Annotated in this window: 18 protein-coding genes; 1 reads left to right on the forward strand and 17 read right to left on the reverse strand. The window is 51.5% G+C overall.

The window, feature by feature from the left end:
- Positions 1-32: 32 nt before the first annotated feature.
- The 7 genes from CFX1CAM_RS01485 to greA all read right to left on the reverse strand — a co-directional run bounded on the left by CFX1CAM_RS01485 (position 33) and on the right by greA (position 6,869).
- Complete coding sequence (locus CFX1CAM_RS01485) at positions 33-617, reverse strand: hypothetical protein (RefSeq protein WP_087861308.1); 585 nt, start codon at positions 615-617, stop codon at positions 33-35.
- A 1-nt stretch (position 618) separates the two neighbouring features.
- Positions 619-2,235, reverse strand: coding sequence for a CTP synthase (locus CFX1CAM_RS01490; RefSeq protein WP_087861309.1), 1,617 nt, complete (start codon positions 2,233-2,235; stop codon positions 619-621).
- A 151-nt stretch (positions 2,236-2,386) separates the two neighbouring features.
- The gene (locus CFX1CAM_RS01495; RefSeq protein WP_087861310.1) at positions 2,387-3,130 is read right to left on the reverse strand and encodes a S1 RNA-binding domain-containing protein; all 744 of its coding nucleotides are present in this window, start codon (positions 3,128-3,130) and stop codon (positions 2,387-2,389) included.
- A gap of 117 nt (positions 3,131-3,247) precedes the next feature.
- Positions 3,248-4,126 (reverse strand): anti-sigma factor family protein, encoded by an 879-nt coding sequence (locus CFX1CAM_RS01500; RefSeq protein ID WP_087861311.1) that lies wholly within the window; start codon positions 4,124-4,126, stop codon positions 3,248-3,250.
- Complete coding sequence (locus CFX1CAM_RS01505) at positions 4,123-4,728, reverse strand: RNA polymerase sigma factor (protein WP_087861312.1); 606 nt, start codon at positions 4,726-4,728, stop codon at positions 4,123-4,125. Before CFX1CAM_RS01505 ends, CFX1CAM_RS01500 begins: the two co-directional genes overlap by 4 nt.
- Before the next feature lie 66 nt (positions 4,729-4,794).
- Positions 4,795-6,330 carry a lysine--tRNA ligase gene (gene lysS / locus CFX1CAM_RS01510; RefSeq protein ID WP_087861313.1) on the reverse strand — a complete coding sequence of 512 codons (1,536 nt, stop codon included), beginning with the start codon at positions 6,328-6,330 and terminating at the stop codon, positions 4,795-4,797.
- Between the two features lie 77 nt (positions 6,331-6,407).
- Positions 6,408-6,869, reverse strand: a complete 462-nt coding sequence (greA, locus tag CFX1CAM_RS01515; protein WP_087861314.1) for a transcription elongation factor GreA — start codon at positions 6,867-6,869, stop codon at positions 6,408-6,410.
- A gap of 688 nt (positions 6,870-7,557) precedes the next feature.
- Here greA and CFX1CAM_RS01520 point away from each other — a divergent pair.
- Positions 7,558-9,594, forward strand: a complete 2,037-nt coding sequence (locus tag CFX1CAM_RS01520; RefSeq protein WP_157891636.1) for a peptidoglycan DD-metalloendopeptidase family protein — start codon at positions 7,558-7,560, stop codon at positions 9,592-9,594.
- A 142-nt stretch (positions 9,595-9,736) separates the two neighbouring features.
- Here the strand turns inward: CFX1CAM_RS01520 and CFX1CAM_RS01525 are convergent, their stop codons facing one another.
- From CFX1CAM_RS01525 to CFX1CAM_RS01570, 10 genes are all read right to left on the reverse strand, one after another.
- Entirely contained in the window at positions 9,737-10,462 is a 726-nt protein-coding gene (locus CFX1CAM_RS01525; protein ID WP_087861316.1) for a gamma-glutamyl-gamma-aminobutyrate hydrolase family protein, read from the reverse strand.
- A gap of 111 nt (positions 10,463-10,573) precedes the next feature.
- Complete coding sequence (rplS, locus tag CFX1CAM_RS01530) at positions 10,574-10,924, reverse strand: 50S ribosomal protein L19 (protein ID WP_087861317.1); 351 nt, start codon at positions 10,922-10,924, stop codon at positions 10,574-10,576.
- A 151-nt stretch (positions 10,925-11,075) separates the two neighbouring features.
- Complete coding sequence (locus tag CFX1CAM_RS01535) at positions 11,076-12,044, reverse strand: D-cysteine desulfhydrase family protein (RefSeq protein WP_087861318.1); 969 nt, start codon at positions 12,042-12,044, stop codon at positions 11,076-11,078.
- Positions 12,041-13,156, reverse strand: a complete 1,116-nt coding sequence (locus tag CFX1CAM_RS01540; protein WP_087861319.1) for a lipid II:glycine glycyltransferase FemX — start codon at positions 13,154-13,156, stop codon at positions 12,041-12,043. The genes CFX1CAM_RS01535 and CFX1CAM_RS01540 overlap by 4 nt, the downstream gene beginning before the upstream one ends.
- An 11-nt stretch (positions 13,157-13,167) precedes the next feature.
- Complete coding sequence (locus tag CFX1CAM_RS01545; RefSeq protein WP_087861320.1) at positions 13,168-14,172, reverse strand: lipid II:glycine glycyltransferase FemX; 1,005 nt, start codon at positions 14,170-14,172, stop codon at positions 13,168-13,170.
- Between the two features lie 77 nt (positions 14,173-14,249).
- Positions 14,250-16,148 (reverse strand): polysaccharide biosynthesis protein, encoded by a 1,899-nt coding sequence (locus CFX1CAM_RS01550; RefSeq protein ID WP_087861321.1) that lies wholly within the window; start codon positions 16,146-16,148, stop codon positions 14,250-14,252.
- Between the two features lie 19 nt (positions 16,149-16,167).
- Positions 16,168-17,586 (reverse strand): sugar transferase, encoded by a 1,419-nt coding sequence (locus CFX1CAM_RS01555; RefSeq protein ID WP_087861322.1) that lies wholly within the window; start codon positions 17,584-17,586, stop codon positions 16,168-16,170.
- Between the two features lie 10 nt (positions 17,587-17,596).
- Positions 17,597-18,616 carry a glycosyltransferase family 2 protein gene (locus tag CFX1CAM_RS01560; RefSeq protein WP_231940996.1) on the reverse strand — a complete coding sequence of 340 codons (1,020 nt, stop codon included), beginning with the start codon at positions 18,614-18,616 and terminating at the stop codon, positions 17,597-17,599.
- A 157-nt stretch (positions 18,617-18,773) separates the two neighbouring features.
- Positions 18,774-19,172, reverse strand: a complete 399-nt coding sequence (locus tag CFX1CAM_RS01565; protein WP_087861323.1) for a RidA family protein — start codon at positions 19,170-19,172, stop codon at positions 18,774-18,776.
- A gap of 156 nt (positions 19,173-19,328) precedes the next feature.
- Positions 19,329-20,027 (reverse strand): creatininase family protein, encoded by a 699-nt coding sequence (locus CFX1CAM_RS01570; RefSeq protein WP_087861324.1) that lies wholly within the window; start codon positions 20,025-20,027, stop codon positions 19,329-19,331.
- Positions 20,028-20,131: the final 104 nt, after the last annotated feature.

The raw sequence follows: 20,131 nt of genomic DNA on the forward strand, positions 1-20,131 counted from the left end.
GATCTCATATCTTTCTATAAAAAATTTTTGTATTAATCACAAACACAGCCGGAATCGTCTGGTTGGTAACCTTCATCAATTTGTACATCATCCTGCCAGGTGCGCAGATTAAGCAGCGCTTCTTCCAGGGTGACGACCTGATACTGTACCTCATTCTGTGTACCAGGGTCCAAAATCAGGGTCGCTTCATCAGGTGTGAGCACCAACTCCCAATCCCCGGTGATCAAATCGGGCTCTGTGGCGATGGCATAAGTGCCGTCCTTGTAAAAAGTCAGAAACCTGAAAGGCGGCTTAGATGGCTCGCCGTTCTCAGCAAAATCCGTCAACCGCCAGGTCTTCAATAACCATGAGAGCTTATCTTCGCCGACGGGATAGCTGGTCTCACCCTGACTGCTCGTAAGGCTTTGCTCAACCGGGTAAGCCTGAGCTTCTATTTCATCTTCGCCGGGGGGAGGAATACAACCTTCGGCATATTCCCCGGTTTCTAAATCAATCTGGCAGACTTCCTCTGCAGTCGCTTCAGGTTGACAGGCCGACAGTACAAGCCCAAGGATGCACACCAATACAATAAGGGTTAGATTGTTGTTTATTCTGCGAGGCAAAGTTTGTATCTTCATTTCACTGATCGATTTCTGCTTTTTGATTGACTGCTCGAATAAAGGCATCAAATAAGGGGTGAGGGCGGTTTGGCCTTGAGAGAAACTCGGGATGAAATTGCGTCCCCAACATGAAGGGATGATCTTTGATCTCGATAATTTCAACCAGCTTTCCGTCCGGTGAGATCCCCGAACAGATCAAACCAGCCTGTTCTAATGCCGGGCGATATTCATTATTCACCTCAAACCGGTTACGGTGCCGCTCTTCCACGCGATCTTTTTGGTAAGCCTGGTGTGCAATTGTACCCGTTTGCAGTTGACAGGGGTACAGCCCCAGGCGCATGGTACCGCTTTTTTCAGTTAAATAATGGGGATCGGTCATCTGGTCGATCACCGGCGCCGGGGTACTGGGATCAAATTCAGATGAATTGGCAGTTTCCAGTTGCAGCACATCCCGCGCGAAATCGATCACCATCACCTGCATGCCCAGGCTCAAACCCAGGTAGGGCACCTGGTTCACGCGGGCATAGTTGGCCACCCTGATCATACCGTCAATACCGCGGCTGCCGAAACCGCCGGGCACCACGATGCCATCCACCTGGCGTAAAATCTCCAGGCTGTCATCCTTGTCCAGGTCTGAGGATTGCACCCAGACGATTTCCACTACCACGTCGTTAGCGATCGCCGCGTGTTTAAGCGCTTCCCTGACGCTGATATAAGCATCACGCAATTCAACATATTTTCCCACCAGAGCGACCTTGACGACCGGTTTCCGTTGTTTGATCTTTTCGATCAGGTTTTCCCATTCCTGCAAATCGGGTTGTTGTTTGGGTTCCAGGTCAAGCAGTTTTAGCAACAAGTCTGCCACACCGGTTTTTTCAATGCTTAAGGGGATTTCGTAAAGGATGGGGGTGGTCACAATCGGGATCACCGCGCTGGCTTTTACATCGCAGAACAGGGCAATTTTTTCCTGCAGGTCGGTGCCGATGGGTAAGTCTGCCCGGGCAACGATCACATCCGGGATGATGCCAATCGAACGCAGTTCCCGCACGGAGTGCTGGGTGGGCTTGGTTTTAAGTTCGCCCGTGGCACCAATGTGGGGCAGCCATGTCACGTGCATGTAAGCGGTGTTCTCCCGCCCCAGGTCAAGACGTACCTGCCGAATCGCCTCGAAGAAGGGTAAACCCTCAATATCGCCCACGGTACCACCCACCTCAACCAGGACAATGTCAGCCCCAGTTTCCTGACCGACCAGGACGACACGACGTTTAATCTCGTTGGTGATGTGGGGAACCACCTGGATTGTGCCTCCGAGAAAATCACCGCGCCGCTCGCGTTGGATCACCTCGGCGTACACCTGCCCGGAAGTAAAATTACACACTTTGCTCAAGCGGATATCGACAAAACGTTCATAATGACCTAAATCAAGGTCAGTTTCCGAACCGTCATCCAGAACAAACACCTCGCCATGCTGGTAGGGGCTCATCATCCCGGGGTCTACATTGATATAAGGATCCAGTTTTTGGATAGCCACTGAAAAGCCGCGCGCCTTTAAAAGGCGACCAACTGCCGCTGCGGTGACTCCCTTACCGATTGAGCTTAATACACCGCCAGTGATAAAAATGTACTTCGAACTCATCCTGCCTCCAACACCCAATCCAGATCAATGCGTCAACCTCAAAAACACTTCTAAATTAAAAGCTAAGGGGAGAGCCCATCCTTCTCCGGCACCTCCCCGAAAAAACTAATCGTTTTTGCTGTGCCCCACTTTCGCAGATACAGGGTGTGAATTACGCGTCCTTGCCAAATTTTTTCTCCAGAGTCCGTGCGAGAATTTCATCCTGGTCTGACTCTGTGTCCTTCTTTTTGCGTGGTTTTTGTTTTGAGTGAGAAGCTTCGTTGCTTTCAGATTTTTCCAGCGCCTGGCGCAAGGCAATTTCCATGGCCGTCAACTCCGGTTCGGGTTCCGGTTCTTCTTCTGGTTTTTCTTTATCGCTGGCTTGCGGTTCCTCTTCCGGGGGTGCCGGTACTTCAAGAAGAGCTTTAACACTGAGTTTAATCTGCCTCTTGCGCCGATTGACCTCCAGCACCTGGGCGTCAATCTCATCACCTTCGCGAACCACTTCGCCAGGGGTGCGCACATAGCTGTGAGAAAGCTCACTGATATGGATCAGCCCGGGGCGTTCTGCGCCAATTTCCAAAAAGACGCCAAAAGTCTCCAGGCGGATCACGGTGCCTGTAACCGTCATGCCCGGTTTGATCTCGCGCCATTCCAACTTGATAGGTTCTTTCATGGTCAATTCGATGCGGTCTTTGCGGACACGCTTGACCCAAAAATCCTCTTGCTGACCTTCCACCAGTACTTCTTCAATCGAGTTGAGTGGTTTTCCGGGGTCGTCTTTTCTGACAGCCTGGGAAATGTGGATGAATGCAGGGATCTGACTTCCGATATTAACCAGCGCTCCCTGCAGCGTGGTCTTAAGCACCGTCCCCGTATAGCGCTCCTTTGCCTTAACCTCTTTTACTTGTTCCATGGCGCTTCTTCTCCAAAAACACAATACAAATTTACGAAAGAGGATTATACTTTGCAGGGTAGCTTATGTCAAACAAGGACGGGGGAGGATTAGATAAATACTGAAGTTAATCTCAGGTTAGCGGCGCCGACTGAGCAGCCACCATGCCAGGCTGCTGCCCAGAGCAATAGTTCCCAGGGCGATTTGCAGTGCGCGTAAGATTGGGCACCAGGCTGGCTGTGTGGCTAACAGGTCTATGGAATCCCCGCTGCGGTGGATGATTTCTCCGCCCTGTTCCAGGTTAATCCCCAGGATGAGGTGCAGGTCAGCATTTTCCACAATTTCCAGTGTATCCACACCTGCACCCGTTGACGATATCGACTCTGCCTCCAGCATGATTTCAGGCGCTACGTCAAGCATCATTTCTGGTGCTGCTGCCAGGGTCAATTCCCCTGCTGGCATGTCCTGTTCAACAGGTTCCTCCATCCCAACCGGCATGGATTCCGCCATCATAGCTGTGTCGATCATCACCGCAGCGTCGCCTCCTCGTCCTGCGAATTGAGCTTCAGCCCCGCCCATTGCGGGTTGTTGCCAGATGATCAACGGTTTCGGTCTGACTTCATCCGTCATCACCACGGTTTTCGTCATTGGTGCGGAATCCAGTGGGGTGCGAGTCAAAGGCATTCTGGAAAGCAGGGTTTCTGCACCCAACAAAACCACCAGCAGGATCGCTGCCAGAGCTGAGGCTAAACGCAAGGGTTGCAAGATTGGAGATTTTCTCCGTTTCTGCAGGGTCACCATTTCGGGGGTCAGGGTGTAATGACGCGGGGCTTGCAGACGCGGTAAATAGCCCACCGTCAGCTTAATTCTGCGCAATTGTTCCAGGCGTTCCTGCAACTCGGGTTCATGCTGGAGGCGCGCAACAAGGTCCTGGTGATCGCGCGGATGAAGTGCGCCGTCCAGGTAAGCAGAGAGTATTTCCAGTTCGCGTGAGCGCTGTCTTTCAGTCTTCCTCATGTTTCCTCAACCTTATGACGGAAGATTTCAGGCAAAAGTTCCCAATACTCCTGTAAGCAATCCTGCACCCGTGCACGCGCCCTGGCCAGGCGGCTTTTGACCGTGCCAACTTTAGTGCTGGCTATCTCGGCGGCTGTGTCGTAATCCAGCCCTTCCACATCCACCAACACCAATATGACGCGAAATTTTTGATCCAGTTTGTTGATACAATTTTGAATAGCCGCTTGCAGTTCTGCTCGTTCACTGTGCTCTTCCGGAGTGGGGGCTTCGTCTTTAATCCAGTAAGGATCTTCCAGGGTTTCGCCATCGGGTAGATCGGGTTTTAGCGGGACGACAGGCTGACGCTGGCGGCGGCGAAGCTCATCATAACAGGAATTGGTAACAATCCTCAACAACCAGGCTTTGAAAGATCCCCCTCGATATTGATGTAGTTTTAGATAAGCGGAAATAAAGCTTTCCTGGGCGGCATCATCGGCTGCGCCAGACTCACCCAGTATGCGGTAGGCAACGTTATAAGCCATATCCTGGTAGTGCAGCACCAGCGTATTAAAGGCGTTCAGGTCGCCGTCAAGTGCTTCCTGAATCAGTGCGCCTTCGTCCATGTTTGCTCGCAGTTTCTTATGCCGTTTGTTAAAAAATCTCAAGCTGCGCAGGATGATGGTTCCGGATTATCCCTGACCCTCAGCATCCTGGCTGCGCAGGTGCGGAAACAGGATCACTTCCCGGATGCTGCGTCGCCCGGTGAATAGCATTACCAGCCGATCGACCCCGATCCCAAAACCGCCAGCAGGGGGCATGCCATAGCTGAGGGCGTTGACAAAGTCATCATCCATGGGATGCTGTTCTTCATCGTCATCAGCATAGGCACGACCCATTTCAATAAAGCGTTGTTCCTGATCAAGGGGATTGTTCAGCTCGGTGAAGGCATTACACAGCTCCATACCGCCAACGAAACCCTCGAAACGCTCAACCACGCTTGGATTGCCGGGAATACTTTTCGCCAAAGGTGAGATATCCCTGGGGTAGTTGCATAAAAAAGTCGGTTGGATGAAGTTGGGTTCCAGAAAATCTCCGATCAGGGCATCAATCAGTTTGCCGCGCGTCATGCCCGGCTTATGCTTGATCTGTCTGGCCTCCAAAGCCGCCTGCAAGGATTCAGCCGTGGGGTTCAGTTCGATGTCGATGTCGATTGCCTCCAGGATAGCCTGGCGCATGTCAACGCGTCGCCAGGGCGGTGCCAGGTTGATCTCATGCCCATTAAAGTTGACCACGGTCGTTCCCAGAACCTTTTCAGCGGCAAAGGCAACCATCTGTTCGGTAAAATCCATCACCATCAGGTAATCGGCATAAGCCCAGTAAAATTCCAGCTGGGTGAATTCGGGGTTGTGTTTATAGGAGACGCCCTCATTGCGAAAGTCGCGACCGATCTCATACACACGCTCCAAACCGCCCACCAGCAGCCGCTTGAGATAGAGTTCAAAAGAAATCCGCAGATAAAGGTCCTGGTGGAGTTGGTTATGGTGAGTGACGAAGGGTTTCGCGGCGGCACCACCATAAATCGGCTGTAAGATCGGGGTTTCCACTTCGATAAAGCCGTGATCGTCGAGGAATTTCTGTAACGCCCGCACAGTTGCCGATCGGATTTTGAAAATCTCCTGGACATCGGGGTTGACGGCCAGGTCCACGTAACGCTGGCGATAGCGCGTTTCGGGATCGCTGAGAACGGCATGCCGGACGATTTCTCCGTCAACGACCTCATCTTTGGCTGCCGGCAGGGGTCGCAGGGCTTTGGCAAGCATTTTGAAGTCATCCACTTGCAACGAGACCTCGCCGCGTTTGGTGCGAAACAGGGTACCGCTGGCTTGAATGAAATCGCCTAAATCGTAATAGGCGCTCAGTTCAGCCATTTTTTCTTCACCTAAATCGTTCACCCGGAAAAAGAGCTGCAGTTTTCCATCCCGATCCTGGATATGGGCGAAGGTCAGCTTGCCCATCGGACGTAATGAGCGGATACGTCCAGCTACGGTTACCTGGATGGGAGATGCATCAGGTTGTGATTCCACCTGAATGAAAGCCTCAATCGCCTCCTGGCTGGTGTGCGTTTGCTCTGCACGTGTGGGGTAAGGGTCAATCCCGGCGGCTTCCAGGGTGCGCAATTTTTTCAGGCGCACCTGTTCAAGTTCAGAAAATGTGTCTTCCAGCATAATCCCTTCCTCGCTATAAGAAACAAAAACCCCGACCAGTCCAGCCGGGCGGGGTGAAAACGGTCATAGCCAATCAATCATCCGACCGAGAGGATCTCAATTTCAAATTCGCCACGTGGGGCTTCAACCTTGACCCTATCACCCACTTTGTGGTTAAGCAAGGCTTTTCCCAGGGGCGACTCGTTAGAGATGCGCCCCAAGCGCGGGTCTGCTTCGGCTGCGCCGACAATCATGTACTCCTCCGGATCCAAACCTTCTTCCTGAATCGTTACCTTAGATCCAACCTGGACAGTCTCCGATTGTGTTGATTCGTCGATCAGGTAAGCACTCGCGAGCAGAATCTCCAATTCTTTGATGCGTCCTTCAACAAAGGATTGCTCATTTTTAGCGGCTTCAAGTTCAGCATTTTCAATTAACTCGCCGTCCTCTAAAGCTTCGCGCAAACGATCTGCAACTTCAACCCTTTTTTCTGTTTTAAGATATTCCAGCTCCTGTTGCAACTTTTCATAGCCTTCGCGTGTTAAATATGAACTGGCCATTTAATTATCCTTCCATCTAATAATTTTTTTGCAGGGAACCGCCCCTCATTGTTATAATTAAAAAAAATCCGCCGTTTCCACTCAGTTATTGTTAAACTGAAACTAAGAAACAGTGATGATTGTTTGTGGATTGATATAGTATCACATAATTTGAATAAGTGCAAGTTCAACTCCATGAGGGTGTTGAAAAACAAATGGTAGATAATGGTCGGTATGTGAATGAAGATTTAGATTTTTCGCATTTATGAATATGATATCTATTCGAGGGGGCAACCTTTCGTATAGCATTTCCTGCCCCCGGCAAGGGTATTGAACGGTGATTGCCCTGTCTACAGGGCACTTTCGGGTTGGGCGGATACAGTTCAATGACTGCTCCGCAAAGATCCGCCCCTAACAATGCCGCTGAATTAAGAACGACCCCATTTTCATCGCGTTCACGCCATTGAGATGGATATTAATTCAAACGATGATTGGAACGAATTTTCAAAGTTTTAATTAAATGCTCACTGGCGTTCCCAAAAAAAGGATTTAGAAAACTCGCCATAAACTAAGAATGTGTTTGGCGCAAGTTCTGTTGAGTGGCATAAATATTGCAATCGTTAAGGCGACGATATCAGTCCAAAACAACCTGGTCAGCAATGAGCTACCACGGCAAGAAAGCGTACAGGCTAGAAAAGAGGCTTTTCTTATGACGAAATCGATTAAATTTGGCATCATTGTACTGATTTTATTATCGGCTACATTGATTGCGATCACATTGATCAATCCACCTCCAACCCAGGGTTCTAACGACTTTTCAGAAGGCACCGAAAGCCCAACAGATCCTTCTGACCCGGTCTCGACAAACCCTGACCTTATTTCGGCGGTGGAATCTGCCCTGAAAGACGCCAGTGGGCATTGGAAAATATTTAATTACCAGATTGAGCATACCCAAATTCAGGATGATGGTCAGATGGCGATCGTTTGGCTGTCCGCAGAGGATCCAGAGACAGGTGAATTAATGGCTCGCGAGCCAGAACTGACCCTGGCAATAGCCGACGAACACGGCAGCTGGGATGTTTTATTAGAAGATAACCCCAAGTTCATTGAGGCGTTCAGCAAATTTCAATACGCCGAAAAAAGCGTTCAGGGTGACTTGTTACATATTTCGGAGGCGAAAGCCCAGTCCAATAAGGTTTTTGGTGGATATTATTTGCCCTGGGCTGAAGGGCTTGAAAAACGCCTCACCTGGTCGGTTGGTCACTCATCCTGTACCCCGGTCTACTACTGTACCCATGCCTTTGATTTCGCCGATGGCACCATGTTCCCCATCATGGCGGCAAAAGGTGGCACGGTGTTCCGCTGGCGTGATTCATGCCCTAATAACACTCCGTCCTGTACCAACAGCATCACGCTTCAGGATAAGTCCACCACCCCCTGGACGTATCAGATCTACCTGCATATTGCCAACAACAGCATCCCCAATCACCTGAAACAGGTTGGAACGCCTGTCACACAGGGTCAATTTATTGCCAATGTGGACAACACCGGCTACAGCACAGGACACCATGTTCACTTTATGGTGGTCACCGAAGATACACGTTATTTTTCTCAAGGAATGCAATCCGTATGGGGAGTGGCTGAGGATATCACCTTCAGGGATGTGAGCATCAACTGGGATGAAGCAACCCAGGGTGGACGCCCGCGCCTGGCCTATGAAGCCGCTACCTATGGCGGCGTTGGAAAGACTTACTATGTTTCTGGCAATAAGCCTGCTAAAGCACCCACCGGTGGATTAACGGCTCCTTCGGCAGAAACTTATGTTACTAATCGCAATCTGAGTGTTTCTGGGTGGGGGCAGCAGAACGTTGGCGTGGTTAAACTGGAAATCCTGGCAAATTATAATGGTGCCTGGGTCCAAATCGGCAGCGAACAAACACAGAATCCTTTCACAACAACGGTAGATTTGTGCAAAACGTCAATCCCCAACGGTCATTTCCAAGTGGCATTACGAGTTTGGGACAATAAGGGTAACCCCTCCGGCATTTTAACACCCCGCACATTGATCAAAAATATTGAGTGCAGCACCACCGATACCAATCCATCGGTCAGCCTGGTTAAGACAGACGGGTTATTATTTCTGCCGGAAAACGGTCATGTGGTCGCAAATGTAGCCAAAGGCAGCATGGGCAGGGCTATTGCCTCTGTCGAATTCTGGTTCCATGGACGAGATTGGGAAAATGGTACCTGGGTGTACCTGGGTAAGGACATCAGCGAAACCGGTGGTTGGACGATACCGATTAACACAACCGGCATGGCTGACGGCGATGATTACGCCATCCTGGCCCTTGTAACCGATGCCGGCGGTAAAACGGGGGTAGATGTCGTCTTCGATGCGATTGTAGATGGAACCAGCCCCTGGATTTCAATCAACCATCTACAGTCACCGTTCACAAAGAACTCAGCAACAATCACCTGGACGGGTGGTGACCAGCTTTCGGGTTTGAAGCATTATTCACTCTCGGTGAGGGTCAACGGTGGTGCTGAACAAGTGCTGGTAAGCAACCTTCCTCCGACAACAACTTCGTACACCTATGACAAACTGGCGCCAAAACAATTGCTCCTTTTCTCGCTCACGGCTGTTGACAGGGCGGGTAATTCCACCGTCGAAAGAACAGCCCTGTACACTCCGGGTTATGAATTTGAGTATGGTTATCACTTGCCCCTGTTTTTTATGAGTGAATAATCTGCTGGACTTACCCTTCACCATGTGAATTAATGGTTCACCGGGGATGCGCGCCGCTATTAGGGCATCCCCGGTGTTGTTTTTCCCAATTTAAAGGGTCATTCTAAACGAATTTACAGGAATATTAAGGCTGTTGAACGGTTTACTGGCAAGCCTGAACGAACGCCTGGAACAAATTTTGTGAGCCTTCATCATCTGTCAAACACTCCGGATGCCACTGCACACCTACAGCAAAGCTCGCCGAGGGAACTTCCAGTGCCTCCATCAGCCCATCCGGTGCAACACCAGCAGCGACGAGCCCTTCACCCAGCCTGGAAATCCCCTGATGGTGCAGGCTGTTTACTTGAATCTCATCCGTCCCATAAATTTGATTGAGCCTGCTATCAGAGACAAAGGTGACCGAATGCGAGAGCCTGTCACGGGAAAATTTGGGGAACCAGTCATGTTTAAGCGCCCCTGGTAATTGGTCCGCAATATGAGTGTAGAGGCTACCGCCAAGGGCAACGTTTAACACCTGGGTCCCACGGCAAATGGTCAGCAAGGGTTTATCCATCTCAAGCAAGCGCTGAACCAGGAAAAACTCCAGCTCGTCACGCTCAGGAGAGATGCCGTAGACCTCAGGGTGAGGGTCTCCATTGTAACGCTGCGGATCAATATCACCCCCACCGGAAAAGATTACACCATCCAGCACATCGAGAAGCGCCGTCAACCGGCGCTCATCCAACCCCAGCGGGATGACCAGCGGGGTTCCACCTGCGCGCAATACTGCCCTGATATAGGCATCAGCAAGCTGACAAACCGGCACCTCGGAAGAATTGTTAACCAAACCGCTGGTGATGCCGATTAAAGGTTGTCGCAAAAGAGCCATGATTTTCTCCTAAATAAAAACACCCCATCCAGAAGCAGCTCACGTTGCTTCCCGATGAGGCGCGTCATCTCCTGGGAATCCTTGCCAGGGAAAAACCTGGCGGATGAGCCATTAAAAACGTTGTTTCAGACGGGCAGCCTTGCCAGTACGGTCGCGCAGGAAATACAGCCGGGCTCGTCGCACCTTTGAGTGTCGTTCGACCTCGACCTTTTCAATTCGCGGTGAGCGCATCAGAAAGGTGCGCTCAACACCAATTCCGTTGCTGGCGATGCGCCTCACGGTGAAAGTCGCATCGTTGCCCCTGCCGCGCACAAATAAAACAGTCCCTTTAAAAACCTGGATTCGTTCTCGTTCGCCTTCTTTAATTTTCAAATAAACACTAACCGCATCCCCGGGTGAAAGCTGCGGGATGTTGCTGTTTGCGGGTGCTTCAACTGATTTCAGCAGTTCAGTCTTGTCCATTTGTCGTTCCTTGCCTTTCAAAAAATAATGCCTCATCTATAAAGACGCAAGGGGGGATTATACCATTTTCACAAAGAGTCAGCAAGTCCGATTTTTTGGTTTTACCGCTCAGTCTGAGACGTTCGACCCCCATTCATCCTGAGGAACCCATTCAAGCGAGATCAATTAATCGGTTTTGATATTTGCTGGCAAACAAAGCAGGACCGCCGCCGGTATGCCAAAAGAGAACCGTATCTTCGGGCTTGAAAAAGCCCTTACGAACCAGGTCAATCAAACCAGCCCCTGCGCGCCCGGTATAGACGGGGTCTAAAAGCAGGGCTTCATGTTCAGCAAACAGGCGGATGGCTTCAATTTCACGGGCACCCATAATGGCATAGCCATCGCCGATGTACTCGTCGTTTACCAGGACTTCACCGGCTGTGAACGTATACGGTTCGTCCATTGTGCGTGCCGCCTGCGAGGCTAACTCGGCCACACGGGATTGTAAAAGCTCAGCCGGCTCATCCACGCTGATGCCCAAAATCTGACCGTGGAACCCGCTCATCCGGGCGCCGAGCAGCATCCCTGCCTGGGTTCCGCCGGATGAGCTGGGAAATACAATCCAATCCGGGGTGCAACCCTGTTCGGCAAGTTCCAGCATGGCGTTGACATATCCCAGCGCACCGGTTGGGTTTGAACCCCCATAGGGGATCAAATAGGGTTTCTTGCCCGCTTTCCTCAGATTTTGAAAGGTTTCTTCCAGCTTATCCTGAACACGGGGTCTTTCCGTGAAGACGAGCTCAGCTCCCAACAGATAATACAAAAAGTGGTTCCCGTCCGGGGGGCTGGGCGGGTCACCAAACAGCACCAGGGTGCAATTCAAGCCCAGACGTGCCGCTGCGGCAACGGTTTGCCGGCAGTGGTTGGATTGAACCGCACCGGCGGTGACCAGGGTATCGGCGCCTGCAGCTTGCGCCTCGTAAATCAGGTACTCCAGCTTTCGGGTTTTGTTGCCGCCAAACGCCAGCCCGGTCTGGTCATCACGTTTGGTGATTATGTTTGGACCCATCAATTCAGCAGAGAGGTGCGGCAATGCCTCAATCGGGGTGGGTAAGTGGGCCAGTTTAAGACGTTGTTTCATGTGCTCAAGCTCCTTTGCACAGATTTTTTCCCACGTGTCCGCATCACCTGCAAGATCCGGGGAAGGATTTGACAATATCCAGTATAAAGCAACGAATGCACCGGAAAATCCCAGGCGCCCAGGGTGCGTTCGACCCGTCCGCCAAACCCATCTTTGAAGCGATAAACACCCCACAGCGGATCATCTTCGGTAAATTCGTCGGGAGCGCCCCATAAATCATAGCGTTGGCAGCCCGCTGCCCTGGCGCGCAGCATGGCTTCCCATTGCAGAAGATAATTGAACATCTTTTCCCGGTGGGCGTCCAAAGACATCCCGTGCATGTACAAGGCGCGGTTGCCAAATCGGAAAATGACCACCGCGCCGACCGGCTGGTCTTCTACCTCGGCGATCAAGGGTTCTGCCAAACCTGCTTTGAAAAAAGTATCCCAGACAACCTGGTAATATGCCTTAGAACGGATGGTGAAATCGTCCCGAAGGGCGGTGTGTGCATACATCTGGTAGAGCAGGTCGATATCTTCGCTGCCTCCCGGTCGAACTCTCACACCCCGGCGTCCCGCCAGGCGAATATTATAGCGTGTCTTCGATTTCATACGCATTAGAAGTTCATCTTCCGTCCCGGTCAGGTCAACAGTGACGGTATTGCGGAACTGGATCTGCTCTTCTGAAAAAACCCAGCCGCGTGCGATCAACTCATTCTGCACTGCTAACCCCACCTGGTGGTCTTCAGCGCTTATCTCGCCCGGGATGCCAAACCCCAACGGGAGGTCAGGATCAATTTTAAGAAAGATTGAGCGTTTTTTACGGGTAAATTCCTCCAGGTCCTCCAGAACCTGGCGACGCAGGCTTTCCTGATCCCACTTCAGCAGCGGGCCGCGCGGGATATAGCCCACGCTCAGGGGCAAACCAAAACCAGCCAGGGTTAGCTTGCGCAAAAGGAGCAAAGCTGCAGCGCTAACCTCTCCGGACGCGTCCTGCCATATCAGTGGATACGCTTCCCATCCAAAGCGCATTTTAACCTGACCCCATTGCCAGGTTTGAAGGACGTGCGCCCCTTCGAGGTGGGCTATGGCTGTGTTCCATTGCTCTGCACTGTGAATTTCAACCCGTTTCAAGAGAAAACTCCTTAAGTCGCAGACTGAGGCTGGCCCCGCTCCGACCAGAGCTGGTAGAGTTTGTACAACAGGGGCTGGTAAACCTTATCCCAAGCACCGATTGTCCGACAAAGCTGCCCGCCGAAACCGCGTTTAAAGCGGTATACACCCCACAAACCTTCCGATCGATCGAGAAAAGCCTCCTCAAGCTCCTCCTCAGCGTAATCTGGCACGCCCCACAGATCATACACGGTACATCCCTTGCGCTTTGCCCACTGGATCGCCTCCCATTGCAACAGGTAGGACGGCATCCGGTTGCGTTCCTCGTTTGTTGAAGCGCCGTAAAAATACCAGGCTGTGCTGCCATGGGCGAAGACCATCAAACCTGCCAGGGGCTGTCCCCTGAATTCAGCGATCAACAGCACGCAAGCGTCGAGGGGTGCAAAAATGTCATACGCACGCTGGTAATAATCCCGGCTATGAACGCCAAAGGCGTCACGCTCGCCAGTGGTAAGCATCATACGGTGAAAGCTGCCGATATCATCGCTCGGTTGAACAATCACGTCTTTGCGTTGTGCCAGCCGGATATTGTAGCGGGTTTTTGGTTTCATGCTCTTCAGGAGCGCGTCATCATCCTGCTGCAGGTCAATCAAGATCGTGCGCGGGGGTTGAATCGTCTGGTGGGCTTGAACAAACCCGGGCATGCGCTCCTGGGCGAATCCCGGCGGGAGGGGCTCCCAAATATCGGGTTCCACGCGCAGGAAGACCGCCCGCTCTTTCCGGCACAGTGCATCAATTTCTGTCCAAAAGGCTGCCCAGTCCCCATTCCCAACAGGGCCGCGCGGAAGGTACCCGATACTTAACCCCAGCGGAAGTCTTCGGAAAAGAACCAGCGCACCCAGATCTTGATTCTGGACATAGTAAGGTTTCCAACCATAGGCTGATTTCAGCTCTCCCCAGGGCCTGGTTTGTAAAATGTGGGCATCGGCATGGCTTTCAATAAACCGGTCCCATGCCTGCGGTGTCAGGTATTGCATGATCTCCTTTACGGTCTGACAAAGCAAAAAACAGTGGTATCAACTTGATCCTACCCCATTTTTGATCGTGTTATCTTTTACGCAAGCAAATCCAGAGTGGGTTCCATCGATTGGATTGCCGCGCCAGGGATTGCTTCACTCAGGAGGGCCTGGATTGCGTCGGGTTTTCCTTCTCGAGCAAATTGAGCTAATTGTTCAACAATGGCATTTAGCTTCTCTGTAGAGAGCACTTCTTCGCTGTCCACGCGGTTGATATCCGGATGGATGGTGGGCGAATAGGCAAAACCCAGGTCCCACAGGTCTTCGGTGAGCTTTTCACCCGGCCGAATTCCGGTGAATACAATTTCGATATCCCGCCCGGGTTCAAGCCCTGAAAGACGGATCATATCTTCCGCCAGGTCAACGATGCGCACAGGCTGCCCCATGTCGAGGATATAGCTCTCACCACCGGTGCTCATGGTGGAAGCCTGCAATACCAGGTGCACCGCTTCAGGAATGGTCATAAAATAACGTTCCATGTCGGGATGGGTGATGGTAATCGGACCGCCAGCGGCAATTTGTCGCTTGAAGCGCGGCACCACACTGCCCCGGCTGCCCAATACATTTCCAAACCTGACCACCGTAAAGGCGCGCTGATGCAAACGGGCTGCATTTAAAACCAGCATTTCTGCGATACGTTTGGTGGCGCCCATCACGTTGATCGGTCGGATCGCCTTGTCTGTAGAGATCATCACCAGCCGCAGCACGTCATGCGTTAGGGCACAATTGACGACATTTTGTGTGCCAATCACATTATTGGTAACCGCTTCTTCGATGTTGGTTTCCATTAACGGCACATGTTTATGCGCCGCAGCATGAAAGACGATCTCCGGTTTCCAACGATTAAATATGACCTCCAGACGCGGCAGGTCACGCACATCTGCGATTAACGGGATGACTTCCAGGTGGGGGAAACTTTCTTTAAGGTCGCTTAATACGCTGAAAATACTGTTTTCGCCGTGCCCCAATGCTAATAACCGCCGCGGGTAAACCTGAGCAATTTGTCGGCAAAGTTCACTCCCAATGGAGCCGCCTGCGCCAGTGACCATCACCACCCGGTTTGCAAGGACGTCGCCAAGGGCATCGGTTTCGATACGCACCGGCTCACGTCTCAGCAGATCGAAGATATCTACCTCCCGCAGACGACTGACATTCACCACTCCACCCAGCAACTCGTAGATACCGGGCATGGTACGGAAGGCGATGTTGCGCAGCTGGCAGACTTCGGTTACTTTCCGAACCACCTTGCCGGAGGCGCTGGGGATCGCCACAACCACCTCATCAACGTAGTGTTTTTTCAAAACCTGGTCAATATCGTCCAGCGGCGCCAAAACCTGAACGCCGTGAATTTTGCTGTTCTGTTTAGAAGGATCGTCATCCAGAAATCCGATTGGCATCATCGCTAATTGTTGATTCTTCAACATCTCCCTGACAACCATCGCCCCCGCATCACCGGCGCCGACCACCAGGACCCTTTTCCGCCGTTTCGAATGGGGATAAGACCTGTCGTTTGATAAACTGGCTGTTTCCGCCAGGACGCGAAAGAGAAACCGGGAACCACCGATAAACCCCATCGAAAACAACCAATCGATGACCAAAACCGAGCGCGGAAATCCATAAAACGTATTTACCGCGCGTAAACCGATCATAACTGCTGAAAGGATCATCGATGCTGTGGTTACCGCAGAGAAAATGAGCACCAACTCGTGGATGCTGGCATAGCGCCAGACATGACGATAGATGCCAAACAAATAGTACATGAGGGGTTTGATGATGATTGCCATGGCAACCATCCAGAGCATGCTGTATTGATAGGTAGGAAATATCGCGATCAACTCCAGCCGAACCACATAGCTGGCCAGTACCGCAACTAAAGATAAGAAAATATCCCCAAAAAACAGATAACGATTGCGGACGTTCCGACCAAAAATATGCATGAGTGTTTTTCCTGTGGGTTTATTGTCCTTTGAAGCCGAGGACGGTGCCAATCGTTCGCAAAATAATTGAGATATCCATCAACAGACTGCGATGTTCAATGTAATATAGATCATATTCCAGTTTGATGGCGGTCTCTTTAACGGTGCCGGCATAGCCATAATTGATCTGCGCCCAGCCCGTGATCCCGGGTTTAACCAGTAAACGCGCCCGGTAAAAAGGGATTTCTTTCTGGAAGTTTACCACCATTTCAGGGCGCTCTGCACGGGGGCCAACCATGCTCATCTCACCACGCAGCACATTGATAAACTGTGGTAATTCGTCCAGATGCGTTTTTCGCAGGAATCGCCCCACTTTGGTCACACGCTGGTCGTTTTCCTCTGCCATGCGCGCAAAGCCATCCCGTTCAGCATCGCGTTCCATGGTGCGAAACTTAAATATTTTAAAGGGTTGACCGCCTCGTCCAAGGCGTTCCTGTGAAAAGAAGATGGGGAAGCCCGATTCAAGGAGGATCGCCAGGCTGATAAAAGGAAAAAATATGGTCATGATCAAGCTGCCAACCAATCCGCCTGTAAAATCGAGCAGGCTTTTTGAAAGGTGGTAAAACGTACTGGTATGCGTTTTTTCTACAAAGGACCGCACTATCCATTCAGATTCCAATAAAAAAATCGGCACCCGGGATAAAAGCTCCTCGTAAACCTGGGGCATCGGTGACAGATTGATGCCCATTTCCTGGGCGGATAGGATCGCCTGGAACATACTGCCCTTAATCTCTCCGCTGATCGCCAGGATTAAATCCGTCACCTGTTTTTCGTTGATGAGATCCAGCAGTTGATGTGAATTGCCCAAAACGGAGTACTTGCCAATTTCTGCACCAAGTTTTTTGGGGTCATCATCGACCAATCCAACCGTGAAAAATGGCGGCGGCCACAGGTCTGCGATCACGTCGATCAGGGTTTGTCCGGCGTTACCGGCGCCAATAATTAGCACACGCCGCAGGAGATGCGGTGCCGTAAACATGCGGATATAGATCAGCCGCCACACCAGTGTGAACACCGCAGCAAGGAAGATAAAAACGGACACACCACGCCTGGGAAGGGAGTTAGGCGCTGAGGTGAAGTAGAGCAACAAATAGATCAGCGTGAAGATCAGCGTCGCAAGCCCAATGCCCTTAAAGGTCTCGCGGTGATTACTGGCTCGATGAATGTCGTAAAGCTCAACCAGCAATATGATCCACATAAAAGGTAGCAGAAAATACCACAATGGGGGCCTGTCGATGATGAACTCCAGGGAGAATTTCATCCAGGCATCACCGGCAGCCCAGATATACAAGGCAAAGAACAGGGCTAACGCTGCAACCAGGAAATCGCCGATTATCAGGATCGCCACACGCTCGGAAGTTCGCATCTGCCAACGTTTTGGTCGTGAGATGGTGTTCATAAGCGTTATTTTAACCTGTTTTTCTTTGTTGTGGTGAAATCATTCCCCACAGGAAACCTGCCCCCCAGGAAAGGTGCATGCAGGCAATCGCCAGGGGTGCGCCCAGCACATATACGACTGTTTTATGCTTTACACTGAGGTGTAAGCCCGCCAGAAACAAGGTGATTGAATACACTGCCAGGATGCCAGCCAACCCATATCCCGCCCAGCGAGTAAATGGGGATAGAAGGATCAGCACGACCAAACCTGCCACAAACAATGGCGGTAAAGCCTGGCGCCAGCGGATGGTGCTGGGATAACGCTTCAACATGTGCACCTTCCAAAACCCATAGCGCCAGTATTGACGTGCCAACTCTGCCAGGTTTTGTCGTGCATAATATACCGTGCGGATCTGGGGGTCGAACCAGATCTTTCCACCTGCCTGGCGGATGCGCGCATTGAATTCATAATCCTCATTCGAAAGCAAGGTTTCATCGAACAGGCCCACCTGTGTTAGCAATTCGCGGGTAAATGCGCCAAACGGGACCGTATCGACATACCCTGCCTGGTCACTGTAACGATACTTAGCATCACCCACACCAATCGGGTGACCGGCCGCAACGGCAATGCTGCGCGCCATCCAGTGATCACTGCCGGGTTGGATATCCCATACACCACCCACATTCTGTCCGCGCCCCTCAGCAAGCGCGGTTACCGACCTTTCAACATAATACGGGTCCGGTCTGGAATGGGCATCCAGTCGCACAATGATGGCTCCCTTTGAGGCCTTGATGGCGGTGTTCAATGCCGCCGGGATAACCCGGGCATGGTTTTCCACCACGGTCACCGAAAGGTCAGGGTGTTGGTTTTTCCAGGCCTGGATCGCATCGAGGGTGCCATCGTTCGACATGCCGTCTGCAATCACAACCTCCATGGCGTCGCGCGGATAGGTTTGCTCGTACAGGGCGTCCAACAGGATGTGAATGGTCGCCTTCTCATTGTAGCAGGGAACAATGATCGAGGTTTGGATGCTCTTGGTTGAATCAGGCATATTTACAAGGCGTGATTTGCTAATCTCAGGGCGTGTTCAGGCGAGGTTGATTGAAGAACCAGGTTTCATGACATGCTGATCCGTCATGACCAAACGGAATGTTTTGCAGGTTTGAAAATGGTCTTGCACATACCGTGGTTTAGCTTTCGATACGCTCTCAGGGCAGCAGCGCAACGGCTTCAATCTCAACAGCAGCGTTGAGCGGAAGCGCAGCCACCTGAACAGCCGAGCGGGCAGGATAATTGCTGGTGAAGAAAGAGGCATACACTTCGTTCATCAAAGCAAATTCACCCATATCCTGCAAGAAAACCGTCGTTTTGATCACCTGATCCAGACTGCTGCCGGCAGCTTCGATAACAGCTTGCAGATTGATGAGTGCCTGCCTGGTCTGTGCCTGGATACCACCTTCAACAATTTTGCCGGTCGCCACGTCGATGGGTAATTGACCGGCTGTAAACACCAGCGTACCGGTGGTCACACCCACCGAATACGGTCCGATGGCTTTCGGGACTCTATCGGTAGTTACAATGTTCTTTTCGTGATGAGGAGTAGACATAGCAAAGAACCGCCTTTCAGTATTTGGTCTTTATCCGAATTACCCTTGATTATAACATTGCGGGGCTAAACCGTGCCCCGAAAAGTGGAGTTCGCAGCCTTCAGCCGGGGCAATCTATCCGTATTGCTGCTTAAAAACAGCCAGGCTCACTACAAGTTAGCGTCTTTCTTCAGCAAAGTTCAGCAAATTCAGCACATCCGCCAGGCAGGCGGCGAATAGTTCATCCATGATGGCTGGGTCCGCTTTGTAGGCGCCGCCGTAAACCCCATCTTGGTAGATCTCTCGAGTAGCGGCTTTGCCAAGGAGGGCATAACCGACATCCGGAATGGGCTTGATTCCATCTGGCAGCTCGGTGACCGTGGTGAAGTCAAAGGCTTCCATCCAGCTGCCGTGTTCACTATCCAACTGATATTTTTTTGCAATTTCAGCAACGGTGTCCGTGGTCCACCAGGCATACCAGCTCAACAGCAGATCGGGAAGCTGGTTGAGCAGTTCCACCAGGTGTGTTTTGACCGGGGTGTTGCCGCCATGCCCGTTTAAGATTAATATCCGGCGGAAGCCCGCACCATACAGTGAGCGCAAAATGTCCTCTACCACGTCCAGAAATGTGTGCAACCTGAGGCTGATGGTACCGGGATAGGTTAAGAAATAGGGTGAGCACCCAAAGTTGAGCGGAGGCGCTAAAAGCACACCGGACTGGCGCGAGGCTTCCTCTGCCAGCGCCATGGGGATTTTAACATCGGTCATCAGGCTCAGATAGCCGTGCTGTTCGCAAGCGCCCAGCACAAGGATGAGCCGGTCGTCGGTTTTCAGGTACTCCTCAACCTGCATCCAGTTTAGATCTTCGAATTTCATGTGATTCTCCAGGGTTAACTGTGTTCAAAACATCATTATAGCACCCAGCCAGGTTGTGACAGGTGTACAATTTTTGTGTGTGATAAAAACCGTGTAAATCGCCC

This window comes from Brevefilum fermentans, from assembly GCF_900184705.1.
GTDB lineage: Bacteria > Chloroflexota > Anaerolineae > Anaerolineales > Anaerolineaceae > Brevifilum > Brevifilum fermentans.

Bases quoted from the DNA above. Each gene is read 5' to 3' on its own strand.
- CFX1CAM_RS01485 (WP_087861308.1), bottom strand. From the start codon at position 617: ATGAAGATACAAACTTTGCCTCGCAGAATAAACAACAATCTAACCCTT.
- CFX1CAM_RS01490 (WP_087861309.1), bottom strand. From the start codon at position 2,235: ATGAGTTCGAAGTACATTTTTATCACTGGCGGTGTATTAAGCTCAATC.
- CFX1CAM_RS01495 (WP_087861310.1), bottom strand. From the start codon at position 3,130: ATGGAACAAGTAAAAGAGGTTAAGGCAAAGGAGCGCTATACGGGGACG.
- CFX1CAM_RS01500 (WP_087861311.1), bottom strand. From the start codon at position 4,126: ATGAGGAAGACTGAAAGACAGCGCTCACGCGAACTGGAAATACTCTCT.
- CFX1CAM_RS01505 (WP_087861312.1), bottom strand. From the start codon at position 4,728: ATGGACGAAGGCGCACTGATTCAGGAAGCACTTGACGGCGACCTGAAC.
- lysS (WP_087861313.1), bottom strand. From the start codon at position 6,330: ATGCTGGAAGACACATTTTCTGAACTTGAACAGGTGCGCCTGAAAAAA.
- greA (WP_087861314.1), bottom strand. From the start codon at position 6,869: ATGGCCAGTTCATATTTAACACGCGAAGGCTATGAAAAGTTGCAACAG.
- CFX1CAM_RS01520 (WP_157891636.1), top strand. From the start codon at position 7,558: ATGACGAAATCGATTAAATTTGGCATCATTGTACTGATTTTATTATCG.
- CFX1CAM_RS01525 (WP_087861316.1), bottom strand. From the start codon at position 10,462: ATGGCTCTTTTGCGACAACCTTTAATCGGCATCACCAGCGGTTTGGTT.
- rplS (WP_087861317.1), bottom strand. From the start codon at position 10,924: ATGGACAAGACTGAACTGCTGAAATCAGTTGAAGCACCCGCAAACAGC.
- CFX1CAM_RS01535 (WP_087861318.1), bottom strand. From the start codon at position 12,044: ATGAAACAACGTCTTAAACTGGCCCACTTACCCACCCCGATTGAGGCA.
- CFX1CAM_RS01545 (WP_087861320.1), bottom strand. From the start codon at position 14,172: ATGCAATACCTGACACCGCAGGCATGGGACCGGTTTATTGAAAGCCAT.
- CFX1CAM_RS01550 (WP_087861321.1), bottom strand. From the start codon at position 16,148: ATGCATATTTTTGGTCGGAACGTCCGCAATCGTTATCTGTTTTTTGGG.
- CFX1CAM_RS01555 (WP_087861322.1), bottom strand. From the start codon at position 17,586: ATGAACACCATCTCACGACCAAAACGTTGGCAGATGCGAACTTCCGAG.
- CFX1CAM_RS01560 (WP_231940996.1), bottom strand. From the start codon at position 18,616: ATGCCTGATTCAACCAAGAGCATCCAAACCTCGATCATTGTTCCCTGC.
- CFX1CAM_RS01565 (WP_087861323.1), bottom strand. From the start codon at position 19,172: ATGTCTACTCCTCATCACGAAAAGAACATTGTAACTACCGATAGAGTC.
- CFX1CAM_RS01570 (WP_087861324.1), bottom strand. From the start codon at position 20,027: ATGAAATTCGAAGATCTAAACTGGATGCAGGTTGAGGAGTACCTGAAA.